General features: G+C 36.7%; 13 protein-coding genes. 8 read left to right on the top strand and 5 right to left on the bottom strand.

Features of this window, described 5'->3' with window-relative positions:
* Window positions 1-2: 2 nt before the first annotated feature.
* Window positions 3-1,001, bottom strand: a complete 999-nt coding sequence (pseB, locus tag DJ533_RS18100) for a UDP-N-acetylglucosamine 4,6-dehydratase (inverting) (RefSeq protein WP_065994521.1) — start codon at window positions 999-1,001, stop codon at window positions 3-5.
* Between the two features lie 42 nt (window positions 1,002-1,043).
* Window positions 1,044-2,321 (bottom strand): Vi polysaccharide biosynthesis UDP-N-acetylglucosamine C-6 dehydrogenase TviB, encoded by a 1,278-nt coding sequence (tviB, locus tag DJ533_RS18105; protein ID WP_065994522.1) that lies wholly within the window; start codon window positions 2,319-2,321, stop codon window positions 1,044-1,046.
* 238 nt (window positions 2,322-2,559) lie between these two features.
* Here tviB and DJ533_RS18110 point away from each other — a divergent pair, with 238 nt between their 5' ends.
* The 6 genes from DJ533_RS18110 (at window position 2,560) to DJ533_RS18135 (ending at window position 8,630) form a co-directional block, all read left to right on the top strand.
* Complete coding sequence (locus tag DJ533_RS18110; protein ID WP_065994523.1) at window positions 2,560-3,663, top strand: polysaccharide biosynthesis/export family protein; 1,104 nt, start codon at window positions 2,560-2,562, stop codon at window positions 3,661-3,663.
* The gene (locus DJ533_RS18115) at window positions 3,663-4,091 is read left to right on the top strand and encodes a low molecular weight protein-tyrosine-phosphatase (protein ID WP_065994524.1); all 429 of its coding nucleotides are present in this window, start codon (window positions 3,663-3,665) and stop codon (window positions 4,089-4,091) included. The genes DJ533_RS18110 and DJ533_RS18115 overlap by 1 nt, the downstream gene beginning before the upstream one ends.
* Before the next feature lie 21 nt (window positions 4,092-4,112).
* Window positions 4,113-6,305 carry a polysaccharide biosynthesis tyrosine autokinase gene (locus DJ533_RS18120; RefSeq protein ID WP_065994525.1) on the top strand — a complete coding sequence of 731 codons (2,193 nt, stop codon included), beginning with the start codon at window positions 4,113-4,115 and terminating at the stop codon, window positions 6,303-6,305.
* A gap of 181 nt (window positions 6,306-6,486) precedes the next feature.
* Entirely contained in the window at window positions 6,487-7,194 is a 708-nt protein-coding gene (locus DJ533_RS18125; protein WP_065994526.1) for an FKBP-type peptidyl-prolyl cis-trans isomerase, read from the top strand.
* Between the two features lie 42 nt (window positions 7,195-7,236).
* On the top strand, window positions 7,237-7,926 hold the full coding sequence (locus tag DJ533_RS18130) for an FKBP-type peptidyl-prolyl cis-trans isomerase (protein ID WP_065994527.1): 690 nt from the start codon (window positions 7,237-7,239) through the stop codon (window positions 7,924-7,926).
* A gap of 53 nt (window positions 7,927-7,979) precedes the next feature.
* Window positions 7,980-8,630, top strand: coding sequence for an FKBP-type peptidyl-prolyl cis-trans isomerase (locus tag DJ533_RS18135; protein ID WP_065994528.1), 651 nt, complete (start codon window positions 7,980-7,982; stop codon window positions 8,628-8,630).
* A 63-nt stretch (window positions 8,631-8,693) separates the two neighbouring features.
* On the opposite strand, the gene murJ is transcribed toward DJ533_RS18135, so the two are convergent.
* Window positions 8,694-10,244 carry a murein biosynthesis integral membrane protein MurJ gene (gene murJ, locus DJ533_RS18140; protein WP_171488580.1) on the bottom strand — a complete coding sequence of 517 codons (1,551 nt, stop codon included), beginning with the start codon at window positions 10,242-10,244 and terminating at the stop codon, window positions 8,694-8,696.
* A gap of 67 nt (window positions 10,245-10,311) precedes the next feature.
* Window positions 10,312-10,881: a 1,6-anhydro-N-acetylmuramyl-L-alanine amidase AmpD gene (gene ampD, locus DJ533_RS18145; protein ID WP_065994530.1), complete on the bottom strand. Its 570-nt coding sequence runs from the start codon at window positions 10,879-10,881 to the stop codon at window positions 10,312-10,314.
* Window positions 10,882-11,028: 147 nt separating this feature from the next.
* Here ampD and nadC point away from each other — a divergent pair, with 147 nt between their 5' ends.
* Both nadC and DJ533_RS18155 read left to right on the top strand, forming a co-directional pair.
* Window positions 11,029-11,874, top strand: a complete 846-nt coding sequence (gene nadC / locus DJ533_RS18150; RefSeq protein WP_065994531.1) for a carboxylating nicotinate-nucleotide diphosphorylase — start codon at window positions 11,029-11,031, stop codon at window positions 11,872-11,874.
* A gap of 157 nt (window positions 11,875-12,031) precedes the next feature.
* Window positions 12,032-13,906, top strand: coding sequence for an LTA synthase family protein (locus DJ533_RS18155; RefSeq protein ID WP_065994532.1), 1,875 nt, complete (start codon window positions 12,032-12,034; stop codon window positions 13,904-13,906).
* A gap of 358 nt (window positions 13,907-14,264) precedes the next feature.
* Here the strand turns inward: DJ533_RS18155 and DJ533_RS18160 are convergent, their stop codons facing one another.
* Complete coding sequence (locus DJ533_RS18160; RefSeq protein WP_065994533.1) at window positions 14,265-16,430, bottom strand: phosphocholine-specific phospholipase C; 2,166 nt, start codon at window positions 16,428-16,430, stop codon at window positions 14,265-14,267.
* Window positions 16,431-16,450 lie beyond the last annotated feature (20 nt).

The following is a 16,450-nucleotide window of genomic DNA, read 5'->3' on the forward strand; positions in this document are numbered from 1 at the left end:
TGTTAGATATTTCCTATTTTTTCAGCATTTGCAACTAACCAATTTTGAAGATCTTCTGAACTCATCCAATCTATATTGTTATCACTTGAATAATGGAAACCTTCTGGTACTTTTTTACCATCTTTAATACGCTCTTGAGACTCAGCCCAATCATTAATTACTGGTAAAATTTTATAGTGCTCAGGATACTCAAATGTATAATATGAGTCCTCTACACTAATCATCTGTTCATGTAGTTTTTCACCTGGACGAATGCCTATTACCTCTTGTTTTGCCTCAGGTGCAACAGTTGAAGCTAAATCTGTAACTTTCATAGATGGAATTTTTTTCACATAAATCTCACCGCCAACCATGTCATCAAAAGCATGCCAAACCAACTCAACACCTTGCTCTAAAGAAATCATAAAGCGTGTCATGCGATCGTCGGTAATTGGTAAAACCCCTTTGTCTTTAATCGACATAAAGAAAGGAATCACCGAACCACGAGACCCCATCACATTACCATAGCGAACAACTGAGAATTTTGTACCATGCTCGCCTGAATAAGCATTTCCTGCAACAAAAAGCTTATCTGATGCCAACTTAGTTGCACCATATAAGTTAATTGGACTACTTGCTTTATCTGTAGAAAGCGCAACAACACCTTTTACTTTTTTATCAATACATGCATCAATCAAATTCATAGCACCATTGATATTTGTTTTGATACATTCAAAAGGATTATATTCAGCAGTTGGTACAATTTTTGTTGCCGCAGCATGTACAACATAATCCACGCCATCTAAAGCGCGATATAAACGCTCTTTATCGCGCACATCGCCAATAAAAAAACGAACACGTGGATCATCTTTAAATTTTTTAGCCATTTCCCATTGTTTCATCTCATCACGAGAAAAAATTATAATTTTTTTAGGATTATATTTTTCCAATGTCATAGGTACAAATGTATTACCAAAAGATCCGGTACCACCTGTTACTAATATTGTTGAGCCTTCTAGCATTTTTTCCTCTAGCTTTGTTTCAAATTAAAAATGTTATATAAATTAAAGCCTAATATTAGACTCATCTTTCTGCAATATATATTTCAAATCATACAATACATACTTTTCTTTTCCTAAAGCATGAAATTCTTGAATTGGCATTGCCTTAAATTGCTCATGTGCAACTGCGATCACAATAGCATCATAACTTGAAGCATCTAAAGCCTGAATTGGGGCAAGACCATATTCATGTTCAGCCTCCGCCACATCCACCCATGGATCATAAATATCAATATCTAAATCATATTCTTTTAATGCCTTAACCATATCTACAATTTTTGTATTACGAATATCTGGGCAATTTTCTTTAAAGCTCAAACCCATGACTAAAATTTTGGAGTCAACTACTTGAATCCGTTGTTTTACCATTTCTTTAATCAACTGCGTTGCAACATATTCACCCATCCGATCATTTAAACGTCGGGCAGCAAGTATGATTTCTGGATGTAAGCCTATAGATTGTGCTTTATGCGTTAAATAATAAGGATCGACACCAATACAATGCCCCCCTACTAAACCTGGTCGAAATGGTAAAAAATTCCATTTTGTACCTGCAGCTTTTAAGACATCTTCAGTATCAATTCCCATTTTATTAAAAATAAGAGCCAACTCATTAATTAAAGCAATATTTACATCACGCTGTGTATTCTCTATCACTTTAGCAGCTTCTGCCACTTTTATATTTGGTGCTTGATAAGTACCTGCTTTAATAATCAGGTTATAAACCTGATCTATATAGTCAGCAATTTCAGGCGTAGACCCTGAGGTAATTTTTAAAATATTAGTGACGTGACGATTTTTATCACCAGGATTAATGCGCTCTGGACTATAACCAACAAAAAAGTCTATATTAAATTTAAGTCCCGATTCTTTTTCTAATACAGGGATACAAATCTCTTCTGTAGCACCAGGATAAACTGTAGATTCATAGACAACAACATCACCTTTCTTCAATACTTTACCGATAGTCATTGAAGCTTTAATTAAAGGAGTTAAATCTGGTTGTTTAAAATCATCAATTGGAGTTGGAACTGTTACAATATAAAAATTAGCACTATTTAAATCTTTTAAATCAGAACTATAGGTTAAAAAAATTGCTTTTTTTAATTCTTCATGATTCACTTCCAAAGTATGGTCTTGCCCACTTTTCAACTCGTCAATTCGCTTCTGATAAATATCAAATCCAACAACAGATACTTTTTTGCCAAATTCAACAGCTAAAGGTAAGCCTACATAGCCTAATCCAATAATCGCTATTTGAAGTTGTTCAAGTTGAATCATGCTTTAAAGTCCAATACTGATTATTCAGTTCTTTATAATAAAAAACAATACTATATTCTAAATGAAAACCTTATAAACTTTAACCCAAGTTACATATTTTTAACTAAAAACCTTCAGATTTATGTATTAATTATATTTATCATAATTAAGTCTAGTAGGAATTTAAGCTGTAATAGAATACAATTCAATTCATAAGGTAATTCTAAGTTACAATTTAATACAATTAAGGGTTTTGAATGTGAAGTATCCTCGCACCTCACTATTTTTAGCAGTTTCGTTTTTATTTACTGGTTGCGCAATGACTTCTGGTCTGCAGACTTATGATGTGCCAGAACAAGGACAATATCAAACGGGTCAAGGTGCAGAACTGAATGTTGTTCAACTTACGCAACAAACCTTGCCTAGTATTTTAACGAATACCGATATTCAATCCCAAAATTTATATTCCTTATTTCAAAATCAAAATAAAGTTTATCGTTTAAGTGCTGGGGATGTTTTATCTATTCAGCTTTGGGCCTACCCAGAAATCACCCCACCCGTTACACAAATGACCAATGATACTTCTGTACTAGCCAATGGTTATCGTATTGATCAAAATGGCTATATTCAAGCGCCCCTGATTGGCACATACCGTGCTGAAGGTAAAACATTATCGCAAATCAATAAAGAAATGCGTGGATTATTTGCTAAATATTTAAAAACGCCTGATGTGGTTGTACGTGTGCTCTCCTATGAAGGAAAGCGTTATTTTGTGAATGGTCAAGTCATGAAAAGTGGACAATATACTTTAAATGATCAACCCATCAGTATTTATACAGCTTTAGGTCAAGCAGGCGGTATTAATTCACAAACTGGTGACAATACCAATATTCAACTGATTCGAAACGGTCAAACTTATAATCTCAATACCATTGTATTGGAAAAACAAGGATTATCTCTACACAACTTACTCATTCAACCGAACGACACTTTATTTGTAAATATCAAACAAGATCAAAAACTCTATGTTCTTGGTGAATCAAGCCGCACCCAAGCCATTAACTTACGAGATCAGGGTATGACCTTAAGTGATGTATTGGGTGAAAGTGGTGGCATTAATCCAAACTCAGCCAGTGCAGCGCGAATTTATGTGATGCGTACAGACCTTAATACTAAAGGCTCAACGGTCTATCAACTTGACTTAAGTAGCTTTGGTAATTTTGCATTAGCCAATCAATTTGCGATGCAAAAAAATGATATCGTTTATGTCGATGCGACAGGTTTAACTCGTTGGCAACGTATCATCAATCAAATTATTCCATTCTCTAATGCTTTATATAATATTGATCGGTTAGGGCAATAATGCAAATTCAAAATATCCTTGTCGTATGTGTCGGTAATATTTGCAGAAGTCCAATGGCTGAGTATTTTTTGAAGAATACTCGCCCTGACTTACATATTGAGTCAGCAGGTTTATCTGCAATGGTAGGACACCAAGCTGATGATAAAGCTATTGCCTGTATGGACAATAAAAATATTGATATGCGTGCACATATCGCCAAACAAATCAACGCTGAATTAATTAAAAAGTCTGATTTGATCTTAGTTATGAGTCATAATCAACAAAAACATATTGAACAAACTTGGCCATTTGCAAAAGGTAAAGTCTTTATGCTCGGACATTGGCAGAACATTAATGTGCCTGATCCTTATAAGCATGACCAAGCATTTTTCATTGAGACATGCGATAATATTCAGCGTTATGTCATTGATTGGCAATCACATCTTTAAATTTTAATTAGTTGTAGTCATATGAACCAAAATTCAAAAGCGAATGATGATACGATCGACTTAAAAGAGCTATTTTTTTCCTTAATTGCTCAATGGAAAGTGATTGCCCTTTGCATCATTCTAAGCTTGATTTGTGCTTTACTCTATTTACGAGTCACACCAAATACTTATTCTACTGATGCTATGGTTCAAGTAGAAGAAAGTAAAGGTGCTGGTGCTGCTGCACTTCTAGGTGATTTATCTTCTGTGGTTGAGCAAAAATCCCCAGCTCAAGCAGAGATTGAAATCTTAAAGTCCCGCATGGTCTTAGGGACTGTTATTCAAGATCTTAATCTGAATCTTAAAATACAAGATGATGAGGATGGTAAATTACATCGTCTTTTAACCAAAGATGATATGTTATTAGATTATCGTAAAGATGGTGTTTTTTATCAAAAAAATCAGTCTAATTTTTTAATTAAACAGTTCAATATTCCTGCATTCTATCAAAATAAAGAGTTGACCTTAGATTTAACAACACCCAATCAATTTAAACTTATTGATATAGAAAACGAGCAAGTTGTTTTTACAGGCAAACTGAACCAAGCCAATCAAAATATAGATCGTTATGGAACATGGTCAGTTTATATTGAGAGTAAAGCACCATTTAAACAAACCTTTACTTTAGTTAAACAATCTTTACCTGCTGCTGTCGATTCTTTAAATACAGATTATTCAGTGGCTGAAAAGGGTAAACTTACTGGTGTTATTGGTCTCGCTTATCAAGGACAAGACAAACAACACATTACCGAAGTCCTCAACAGTATTCTTCAGGTTTATCATGCACAAAATATTGAGCGTAAGACGTTAGAATCTAAGCAGACTTTAAAGTTTTTAGACAAGCAGCTGCCAGAACTTAAAAAACAGCTTGAAGAGTCTGAAATTAAGTTCAATAAGTTCCGTGAACAGTTCAATACCATTGATGTTACGCAAGAGTCAGAACTCATGCTTAAACAAAATGTTGAGCTTGAAAAAACTCGTATTGAACTCAAACAAAAACAAGCGGAACTTTCTGCTAAATATACCTCTAGCCACCCACTCATGGCTGAAATTAATGCACAGTTAGCAACCATTGATAAAAAAGCCAATGAGTTAAATCAAGCCTTAAAACGTTTGCCTGAAACACAACGTTTATATTTACAACTCTATCGTGATGTTAAAGTAAATAGCGAACTCTACACGTCACTGCTTAATAATTATCAACAATTAAAAATTGCGGAAGCAGGTGAAATTGGTAATGTCCGTATTATTGATACGGCAGCTGAGCCTATTGAACCAATTAAACCACGCAAATTAATTATTTTGATTCTTTCAATTTTTGTAGGTGGTTTTGTTGGTATACTCATCGCATTATTACGTAACTTGATGCATACGGGCATTAAAGACTCGACTCAAATTGAAAATGAATTGGATCTTCCAGTATATGCAACAGTACCTCGTTCACCTATTCAAGAAAGTCGGATTCAAATTCTTAAGAAAAAGAAATCTATTCCTATTCTTGCAGTAAAAAATACGGATGATATTGCGATTGAAAGTTTACGTAGTATTCGTACTACCATTCACTTTTCATTGGCAAACGCAAAAAATAATATTATTGCAATCTCAGGTCCTGCACCTGAGGTAGGTAAGTCGTTTATCTCTGCCAACCTTGCTACAATTTTTGCACAAAGTAATAAGCGTGTACTATTAATTGATGCCGATATTCGCCGTGGTTATTTACATAAATATTTCAATCGTGAAACTACACCGGGCTTGACTGAACTTTTAAGTAATCAAAGCTCGGTTGAACAAACGGTTTTTAAAACTGAAGTCGCGAATTTGGACTTTATCGCACGGGGTAAAAACCAAAGCAATCCTTCTGAGATGTTGGCTTCAGCACAATTTAAACAATTGTTAGAGCAACTTTCTGCGCAATACGATCATATTATTTTGGATACACCACCTGTACTTGCTGTGACGGATGGGATTATTATTTCGCAATATGCGGGTGTAAACCTCGTCGTTGCACGTTATGCCAAGACACAAATCAAAGAGCTTGAATTAACGGTCAATCGTTTTGAACAAGCAGGGGCTAAAGTCAACGGTATTATCCTCAATGATATTAACCGTGCATCAGGTGGTTATAGTTATGGCTATAATTATGCGTATAACTACACTGCCCATAAAGATGACTAAGCTTTTTTAGTATATAAATCCAGATCAAATGATCTGGATTTTTTTTTCTAAATCCCTGTATATTTTTGGTTGATTTCATTGAATATGTATATCGTTTCAAACAAAGAAGTTATATGCTTTCACAATTCAAGCTATAATTTAGCCATTCGCTCTTTGCAAGATAAAAATTTTAGGAAATATCATGAGTAAAGCCTTACCCATCGCTGTTGCTATAATTTTAGGCGGTGCTGCACTTGTTCCTGTTTACTATGCAACTCAACACCCTGCTGACGTAAACTCAAGTTCTATTTCAAAAACAGCAAAACCAGTCGAAAAAATTAGCTATGCTTTAGGCTATGAAGTCGCAAGCCAAACCCCACCTGAAGTTGATGTAGATACATTTATTACAGGGATTCGTGATGCGCATGCCAAAAAAGAGCGCATATTTACAGATGAAGAATTACAAGCGGCTTATATGGAATTTCAAAAAGAAATGCAAAAAAAGCAACTTGCTGATACTCAAGCAGCTGTCTCTAAAAATGATAGTTTTTTAACTGAAAATGCGAAAAAAGCAGATATTAAAGCCACCGCTTCAGGTCTTCAATATAAAATCATTAAAGAAGGCACTGGTAAAGCTCCTACAGCAACATCAGTGGTCACTGTACATTACAAAGGTCAGTTACTAGATGGTAAAGTATTTGACAGTTCATACGATCGTGGTGAACCAATTGAGTTCCCACTCAACCAAGTGATTCCGGGATGGACTGAAGGTTTGCAACTCATGAAAGAAGGTGGAAAAGCAACTTTATATATTCCATCTAAATTGGCGTATGGTGAACAAGGCGTGCCTGGTACCATTCCTCCTAACAGTACCTTAATTTTTGATGTTGAATTAATTAAAGTAAAATAATGAATAAAGGAGAGCATCTGCTCTCCTTTTTGGATTTTGACGATGAAAAAAAAGATTTTATGCCTGAGTGTAATAATGACGGTTGCAACAAGTCAGGCAGCAACCATTCACAATAAAAGCCCACAAAAAGATCAACTTGGTTATAGTTATGGCTATGTCATGGGTAAAAATAATGCCGAAACTCTAAAAGACATCGACCTAGATGCCTTTATTCAAGGCTTAAAACAAGGTGCAGCAGGACAAAAAGCCAGCTTAACTGATGAAGAAATGGCAAAAGCATTAACACAATACAAGCAGCAAAGTGAAGCTAAACAACTGATAGAGTTTCAAAAAACTGCGCAAGAAAATGGCAAACTAGGTGACATTTTTTTAGCTGAGAATGCAAAAAAAGCTGGCATTATCACCACCAAATCAGGTTTACAGTATCAAGTTTTACAAGCGGGTCAAGGCAATAAGCCACGTGCAACATCAAAAGTTTCAGTAAACTATGAAGGTCGTTTACTGGATGGCACCGTGTTTGATAGTTCTATCGCCCGTGGACAAGCTGTTGATTTTCAAGTTAGCCAAGTGATTGCAGGATGGACTGAAGGTTTACAACTTATGCAAGAAGGTGCTAAATATCGCCTCTTCATTCCGGCAAAACTCGCTTATGGTGAAATTGGCGCAGGAGATGCGATTGGACCAAATAGCACCTTAATTTTTGATGTCGAATTATTAAAAGTTTTACCTTAATTTTATTTATAATTTGAGAGCTTTTTAGCTCTCTTTTTATTTTAAGGTCACACATGCTTAAAAAAACAATTTTCTTTTCAACTCTTCTTTTATGCCATTCTTCAATTTTTGCTGCATCAGCGGCTGATAAAATCAGCTATGCGCTCGGCTATGAAGTTGCTTCTCAATCTCCTGATGAAGTCATCATTGATCCTTTTATTCAGGGAATCCGTGATCAAAAAGCACATAAAGCCAATATCTATACTGAAGAAGAATTACAAGCTGCCTATCATGAACTTCAAAAAACATTAACAGTCAAACAAACGCAAGAAGCAGCAAAAAATTTTGCTCAAGAAGTGAAATTTTTAAAGGATAATGCCAAAAAATCTGGTGTAATCACTACTGCTTCGGGTCTACAGTATAAAATACATCATATGGGTAATGGTAAACAGCCCAATCCAGCATCAATCGTAACTACCCATTATAAAGGTCAACTCTTGGATGGGACAGTTTTTGATAGTTCCTACGAGCGTGGTGAAGCAATTGAATTTCCACTCAATCAAGTGATTACTGGATGGACTGAAGGGCTGCAATTATTAAAAGTAGGTAGTAAAGCAACTTTATATATTCCTGCGAAACTTGCGTATGGGCAAGACGGTGTACAAGGAACAATTCCACCCAACAGCACATTGATTTTTGACATTGAATTAATCAATGTAAAATAAACACCTATATAAAAACCTATAACTCATGGCCGACTTATAGGTTTTTTGAAATATTTAATTGGATCAGTGTCTTAAATGACGTGGTCTAAATCCACTTGCAACTAAACCAATCGCATATGCCAATACACCTGCCACACATAGCCCAACCACTTCAAGAATACGCATCCATTGAGAAACTGTGCCATCATACCAAGTCAACGCATACCAAAGCACAGCAATCATGCTGATATTCGCAATCAGGAACTGTATAAACAACTTTTTCCAATGTGCACCAAAGCGAAAAATATTACGCTTATGTAAATAAAAATACAGCATGCCCGCATTGACCAACGCAGAACCAGATGATGCAATCGCGAGTGCCATATGTTCTGCGTGCCAGTCGATTAATTTAAAGAATCCGATAAAGATCACGTTCAAAATCGCATTGGCTGCCACCGCCATTAAACCGACACGTACAGGGGTTTTGGTATCTTGGATTGCATAAAAACCAGGTGCAAAAACTTTAATTAACATAAATGCCAATACTCCAGCACTCATACATTGCAATGCCATCGCAGTCATTTGTGTATCCCGTACATCAAAAGCACCATGTTGAAAAAGTGCTTCAATAATAGGCGTAGATAATATAAATAATGCAATACTTGCAGGCACCCCCACCAGTACAATTACACGTGCTGCCCAGTCCAACATTTTTTTGAATTTTTCTTGATCTTGTTCTGCCTTACTTGCAGACAAAGATGGTAAAATTACGGTACCAATCGCAACACCAATTAAGCCCAGAGGCAATTCCGTCATTCGCTCAGCACTATACAACCAAGACACCGAACCATCTTGCATGAACGATGCCCAAATGGTATTGAGCAATAAGTTAATTTGTGTGACCGATACACCAAATAAGGCAGGCAACATCAATTTTAAAATACGCTCCACACCTTCATGTTTAAAATCAACTTTAGGTGGAATCAGTAATTTTTTACGCCATAACTCAGGAATTTGAATGGCAAGTTGTAAAATACCTGCTGCAACCACAGCCCAACCCAATGCCATAATCGGCTCAGCCATATGTGGTGCAAGCCACCATGCACCTGCAATCATTGCCACATTTAAAAGCACAGGTGAAAATGCAGGAGATGCAAAAGAACCATAACTATTTAAAATACTGCTTGCAAAAGCCGTCAACGACATAAACATTAAATAAGGAATGGTTAAGCGGAACATATCCACTGCTAAATCAAATTTAGCGGGATCATTATGGAAACCAGGTGCATAAACATACAAAATCACAGGCGCTGCGATCATACAAAATAAGGTCAACAATGACATCACTGTCAACAAACAGCCAAACACTCGGCTAATTAAAATTTGTACTTCAGCATGTAATTTTGTAGTTTTATATTCAGTTAAAACAGGAATAAACGCTTGCGAAAACGCGCCTTCAGCAAACAACCGCCGAAAGAAATTGGGAATACGAAATGCAACCACAAAGGTATCGAAGTCTTTACCTGCACCAAAGACATTTAACAACACCATATCTCGTACCAGTCCTAAGACTCGTGACAACATGGTCATTGAACTGACAATAAAGGTGGATCGCCACAGCGCCATTGCATTCACCCAGTTAAAATAAAGTCGCTATTGTAAATAAACTCAAAACAAATATCGTTGTAAAATCATAAATGACTTATTGTTTTTGCTTATGAAGTTGTGTTCTAAAATCGTCCCATCGAAAATGGGGACCTGGATCAGTTTTTCGATTGGGTGCAATATCTGAATGCCCAGCGAGATGTTGGCTGGTTTTGGGATAGGCTTTTTGTAAGGTGGCAACCACTTGAGCAAGCACATTATATTGCACGTGTTCAAACTCTTGATCATCACTGCCCTCTAACTCAATTCCAATCGAATAATCATTACATTCTATTTTACCCAAATAACTTGAACGCCCTGCATGCCAAGCCCGATCTTTAAAATTGACAAATTGCAGTACTTCACCTGTTCTTAAAATTAGTAAATGTGTCGAAACCTGCATGCCTTCTATGGTTTTAAAGTAAGGATGTGCTGACCAATCCAGTTGATTTTGAAAAAATTGTTCAATATATCCTCCACCAAACTGTGAAGGCGGCAAACTAATATTATGAATGACGATCAGTTGAATTTCTGTATTTTCAGGACGTTGATTAAAATTTGGAGAAGCCACTTGCCGAGCACCCAAGAGCTGCCCATCTACAACTTGAAACTGTGGTGCTGTCTGCATAATTTTTCCTATAACATCATTCAAGTATGGCTTTGAATTGTGGGAGATAGTTTACTCCGATCAAACTTAAAATAAAAACTTCTCCAAACATTCAGGGACAATGTTAATATATCGCTCAATTTTTAAGAGCGAATATATAGGGAATTTATGAGTATACCTCAGTCTTTGCTTGAACAATCTATTCTTATCAATATACAACAAGCACTACAAGAAGATATTGGCGAAGGTGATCTTACTGCCCTACTCACGCCCGAAGATGAACAAGCAACTGCAACCATCATCACACGCGAAGACATGATTTTGGCAGGTCAACCGTGGGTGAATGCTTTATTAAAAGCTTATGATCCAACAGTACAAATCACATGGCTGAAAAATGATGGTGACTTGGTCAAAGCCAATGAAACTATTTACAAACTTGCAGGTTCAGCACGTAGCTTACTAACGGTGGAACGCCCTGCTTTAAATTTTGTACAAACCTTATCGGCTGTGGCGACCAAAACAGCAAACTATGTCAAACAGCTTGAAGGTTTGAATACCAAACTGCTCGATACCCGTAAAACCTTACCGGGCTTACGCATTGCACAAAAATATGCGGTGGCTATAGGTGGTGGTCAAAACCATCGTTTGGGTTTGTTTGATGCCTTTTTAATTAAAGAAAATCACATCATGGCAGCAGGTGGAATCGTACAAGCCATTGCCAAAGCCCATCAGATCGCACCAAGCAAACCTGTTGAAGTTGAAGTTGAAACATGGGATGAGCTTAATCAAGCACTCGAAGCCAAAGCAGATATTGTGATGTTGGATAATTTCAGTCAACAACAAATGATTGATGCGGTCAAGCATGTTGCAGGACGTTGTAAATTAGAAGCATCAGGCAATATTACCATTGAAAATTTACGTGAAGTGGCAAGCACAGGTGTAGATTATATTTCGATGGGTGTGTTAACTAAAGACGTTAAAGCTGTTGATTTATCAATGCGTTTTAATGCTTAAAATATTTTAAGTATGATTAATTTCTCTTTGGGAACAAATGTAACCAAGGAGAAATCATCATTGCATTTTGATTACAATTTAATCCGTTTAATCCTTTGAAAGCCTAACTCATCGGCTTATAATTGCGATCCTCCTTAACTCAAACTTCTTTCTGCAAATGAAGACTTTAAGACAACAAGTACTTTTTTTACTTGTGGCTTTTGTATCAATCTTGGCTTTTTTTCTATATCAAGAAAATATTCAACATTTCTTGAACTTGCCTGAGGCTTATCGAAAGTTACGTCTATTTAAATATGGTTTTTCAGTACTCTTAAATTATGCTTTGATTAGTTTGATTTATGTGGTTTTAAGACGTACTTTTGCCACGATTTTAGTCAGCCAAGTATTGATCTTTATTTTAACTTTGATCAATATCAAAAAAGAACAATACTTGTCTGCAAGTTTGATTCCTAGTGATTTTTTACTGGCAAAGGAAACTTTAATTGCGGCACCGATGCTCTTAAAATTAGCTTTTTTTGCAGGGCTGATCATCTGTATCGCACTCATGTGGGGGTTATATAAAAAAGAACGTGCAGAAAACAATACATTGCTTTGGCTCAATGCAATGTTATCTTTTTCGATTTTAGGCTTCTTTGTTACTGCAAATTTTCAAAATAATTTTAGTGAAATCTGCTCAGATGAAAATAAACCAAGTCTATGTAAATACAATATTTATTTACCCAATACACACAGCGATTGGGTCGGCGATCATATGAATATTCGCCAACTTGGCTTTAGTGCATTTTTCTTTTCAAAAACTGTAGATGGTATTAAAGCCAAAGTTTCCAATACAGCACATATTCCTGAAGCAAAGATTCAAAGCTTACTGACACCACCGATTGTAGCAAATACTAAAAATCAAAATAATGTAGATTCAGACAAGGTATTGCCCAATATTATTTTTGTAATGAGTGAATCACATTGGGATGCGACAAAACTCGATCCATCAATTCCTACAAACATCACCCCGACCATTGCAAAAAATCAGGTAAGTCAATTGCTATCACCAAGTTTTGGTGGTGGCACTGCCAATGTCGAATTTGAGGTATTGACCAGTTTAAACACCCATTTAAATCAAAATCAGTTGGCATACGTGGCGAAATTAAAACGTCCAACCTATTCATTGGCGATGTATTTAAATAGTTTGGGTTATAACACCACTGCTATGCATAACAATGGTAAATATTTTTACAATCGCAGCAGCGTTTATCAAAACCTAGGTTTTCAGCAATTTACCTCGATTGAAAATATGGTCAGTGCCGCACAGCGTGCAAAATATATCAACCAAGCAGGTTGGGCGAATGATGAGTTGATTTATAACAGTATTCAACAACAACTCAAACAGCAGGATCAACCACAATTTATTTATGCCATTAGTGTCGAAAATCATCCGATGTATAATGATGACCGTTTTGGTGCAAATAATTTTAAAATTACCAAGTCTGGTATTAGTGATCGATCGAAACGCGCTTTAAATACCTATTTATCAGGTATGCAACGTGCTGATCAGCATTTAAAAGCCTTACTTGATTCTGCCCAACAGTTAGAGCGTCCAACTATCGTGATTTTCTTTGGTGATCATTTGCCTAACCTACAAAACGTCTACGATGAATATGGTTTTTGGGGCACTGAACAAGCCAAAACTGAAAAAAACGATGTCCGTTTTTACCAAACACCTTTGGCAATTTGGAGTAATTTCCCACTAAATAAAAAGCAATGGGCTGAACCGTTTATCTCAGCGCATTTTCTTGCGCCTCAGGTATTAAAAGCAGCGCATGTGCCACTGTCACCGTACTACCAATTTATTCAAAAAGTGAATGCATGTTATGCAGCAATTCATAAAACTGGCAATCACATGACTAAAACTTGTGAAGGCAATGCAGCACAGTTATTAAAGGAGTATAAAACTCTAAATCTTGATATTTTAGATGGAAAAAACTTTAGTTATCAGGTGATGCGTCCGAGTTTAGAAGCCAATCAGGCTGCATTATAAGAATATTTTGCGATTAAGCTTCAGAATTCTTAGTTGAATTTTTAGAAGCTTTTTGCTGTTGTACTTTAACCTGTTGAGAAGAATACTGCTATTCAGATATTTGCTAAAGGTCTTGTACTGAACGGGGCGCTGTAGTCATTAACACAAATGTTGCCACCATCATGGCAATAATCAATAAATTCATATTTCCTCACTTTGTCATTTCTAAAGATAACCAGTCTAAAAATAAAGCATGCTGATTTTTTCGAGAAAAAGTTACATCAACCATATTTTTATGTGGGGAAATGTAAATCTTAAACATGTTGAACGCATTGAATAACAATAAGGTGCCATAGCACCTTATTGAATCATATCGGTTTTAAACCTGAATACCCATATATGGATCTGAAATCGAATCCTTATTATTTTCAATACGACCTGCAAAACGACGACTAAAAGATGAATCATGCTGCATACTCACCGTGAAATCATACCAGCCCCCAAACTCAGTCATATCTAAAACTAAGGCTTGCTCGGTTGTATGGGTTTCAATTTCCCACGTTTTATTGGGTAAATAGGCATTGGCTTTCACGATAAGTTTGGCAGTTTTATTGGCATCATTACGTACTTTTAGAGTCAGTTTATAACTACATTCTTCTACACAAATACGAATTTCAGGTAGACTTTCTTGCTGATTTTTTTCAGTTAAATCCCCCGTAAAACTACGATGGAAACCATTCGGTCCCAACACCCACAAGTCATATTTGTCATTCAATCTCGTCCATACATCCTCTAGTTGCTTGCCTGCTTCCACCATGTAACGTTTTGGAATCGCATTTAGGTTTAAACGATCATAAACATGAAATACTGCAGCTTGAGTCCCTGTATTTGAAAACATCAATTTAACGTTTTGTGTTGCTGCATCGACTTTGGCACTGGTATGTAGAATATAAGGTAATGCTTTAGATGGACGCACACCTATTTCTTGTTCAGGAAAAATCTCCGAATTTGGTCGAGCCACCTGTGGTAAAGCTGCTTGCGCCTGACGAATTGCATCTGCCTGATCTTTGGTTTTTTGACCTGCTAAGGTCGGTAAAGCAGAGGTGTTTGGGGTTTTAAAATTAAATGCTGTCGTCAAATCACCGCAAACCGCACGACGATAAGGACTGATATTGGGTTCTTTTACTGCAAAACGCTCTTCTAAGAAACGAATCACAGAAGTATGGTCAAATACTTGAGAATTGACCCATCCACCACGGCTCCAAGGTGAAATTACATACATAGGTACTCGAACCCCAGGTCCATACACACGACCATCGGGTTGAGGTTGAGATTTAGACCCTGCCACTGCGACATGATCAAAATATTCAAATGCTAATTGGTTATTGCTTAATGTGGTTTTACCTTGAAGATTGCCTTTTTCATCACGCGATGGTGCACTTGGCGATGGAATATGATCAAAGAACCCATCATTTTCATCAAAATTCACCAAAAGTACGGTTTGGCTCCATACTTCTGGGTTGGCAGTCAATGCATTTAATAATTCTTGAATATACCACGCCCCTTGTACTGGGCTTGATGGTCCAGGATGTTCACTATAAGTTGCAGGTGCAACAATCCAGCTCACTTGTGGTAATTTCTTTTGTGCAATATCGTCTTTTAAGGCTTGTAAAAAGCCCCCATCGGGCATGGTATTAGCAATGCCTTTATATAATGGCTGAGTCGCATCAATTCTTTCATCATAAGCTGGGCTTTTCACATCATCATGGCTCACAGGTTGACCTGATAGCTCATTCGCACGACGGTATTGTTTAAAACCAGCCAATGGATTGTCGGTAAAGTTATCAGGCATAGCTTGATAAACCTTCCATGTCACCCCTGCTTGTTGCAAACGCTCAGGATAAGTCATCCAATCATAGCCGACTGTAGATGCACCCATCGCATCAAATTCATTTACGACACTTGCAACATTGGCACCTGTTGGACCATTGGTGCCTGTCCAAATAAATTTTCGATTCGGGTTGGTACCTGCATGCATTGCACAGTGATAAGCATCACAAATGGTAAATGCATTGGCGAGTGCAAATTGGTATTCTAATTCGACTTGTTTGTAATATCCCATCGATTGCGGTTGTTTGTGTTCCACCCAATTGCCCATCCGCCCAGCATCCCATGCATCTTGCCCATCTTTCCAAGAATGTGGTGTACCACTGACACGCTGTGCATTGCCTAATTTACTGTCTAAATGATAAGGCAGAACTTTATTTTTATTTTTATCATACTGTTCCCAAACTTTACGTCCATTTGACAATGGAATGGTAAAGCGATCACCAAAACCTCGTACGCCTTTTAAGGTACCAAAATAATTATCAAAAGAACGATTTTCTTGGGTCAAAATCACCACGTGTTTGACATCTTGAATTGTGCCTGTTTCAACTTTGGCATCAATCGCCAAAGCTTTTTGAATACTAGCAGGAAAGCTTGCCAGTGCAGCAGCACCAAACATGGTTTTGCTAGAGTTAATTAAAAAATCACGACGATTCATTTGAGTTACCTTCATTTATT

This window comes from Acinetobacter defluvii (assembly GCF_001704615.3).
In the GTDB taxonomy this organism is placed as follows: domain Bacteria; phylum Pseudomonadota; class Gammaproteobacteria; order Pseudomonadales; family Moraxellaceae; genus Acinetobacter; species Acinetobacter defluvii.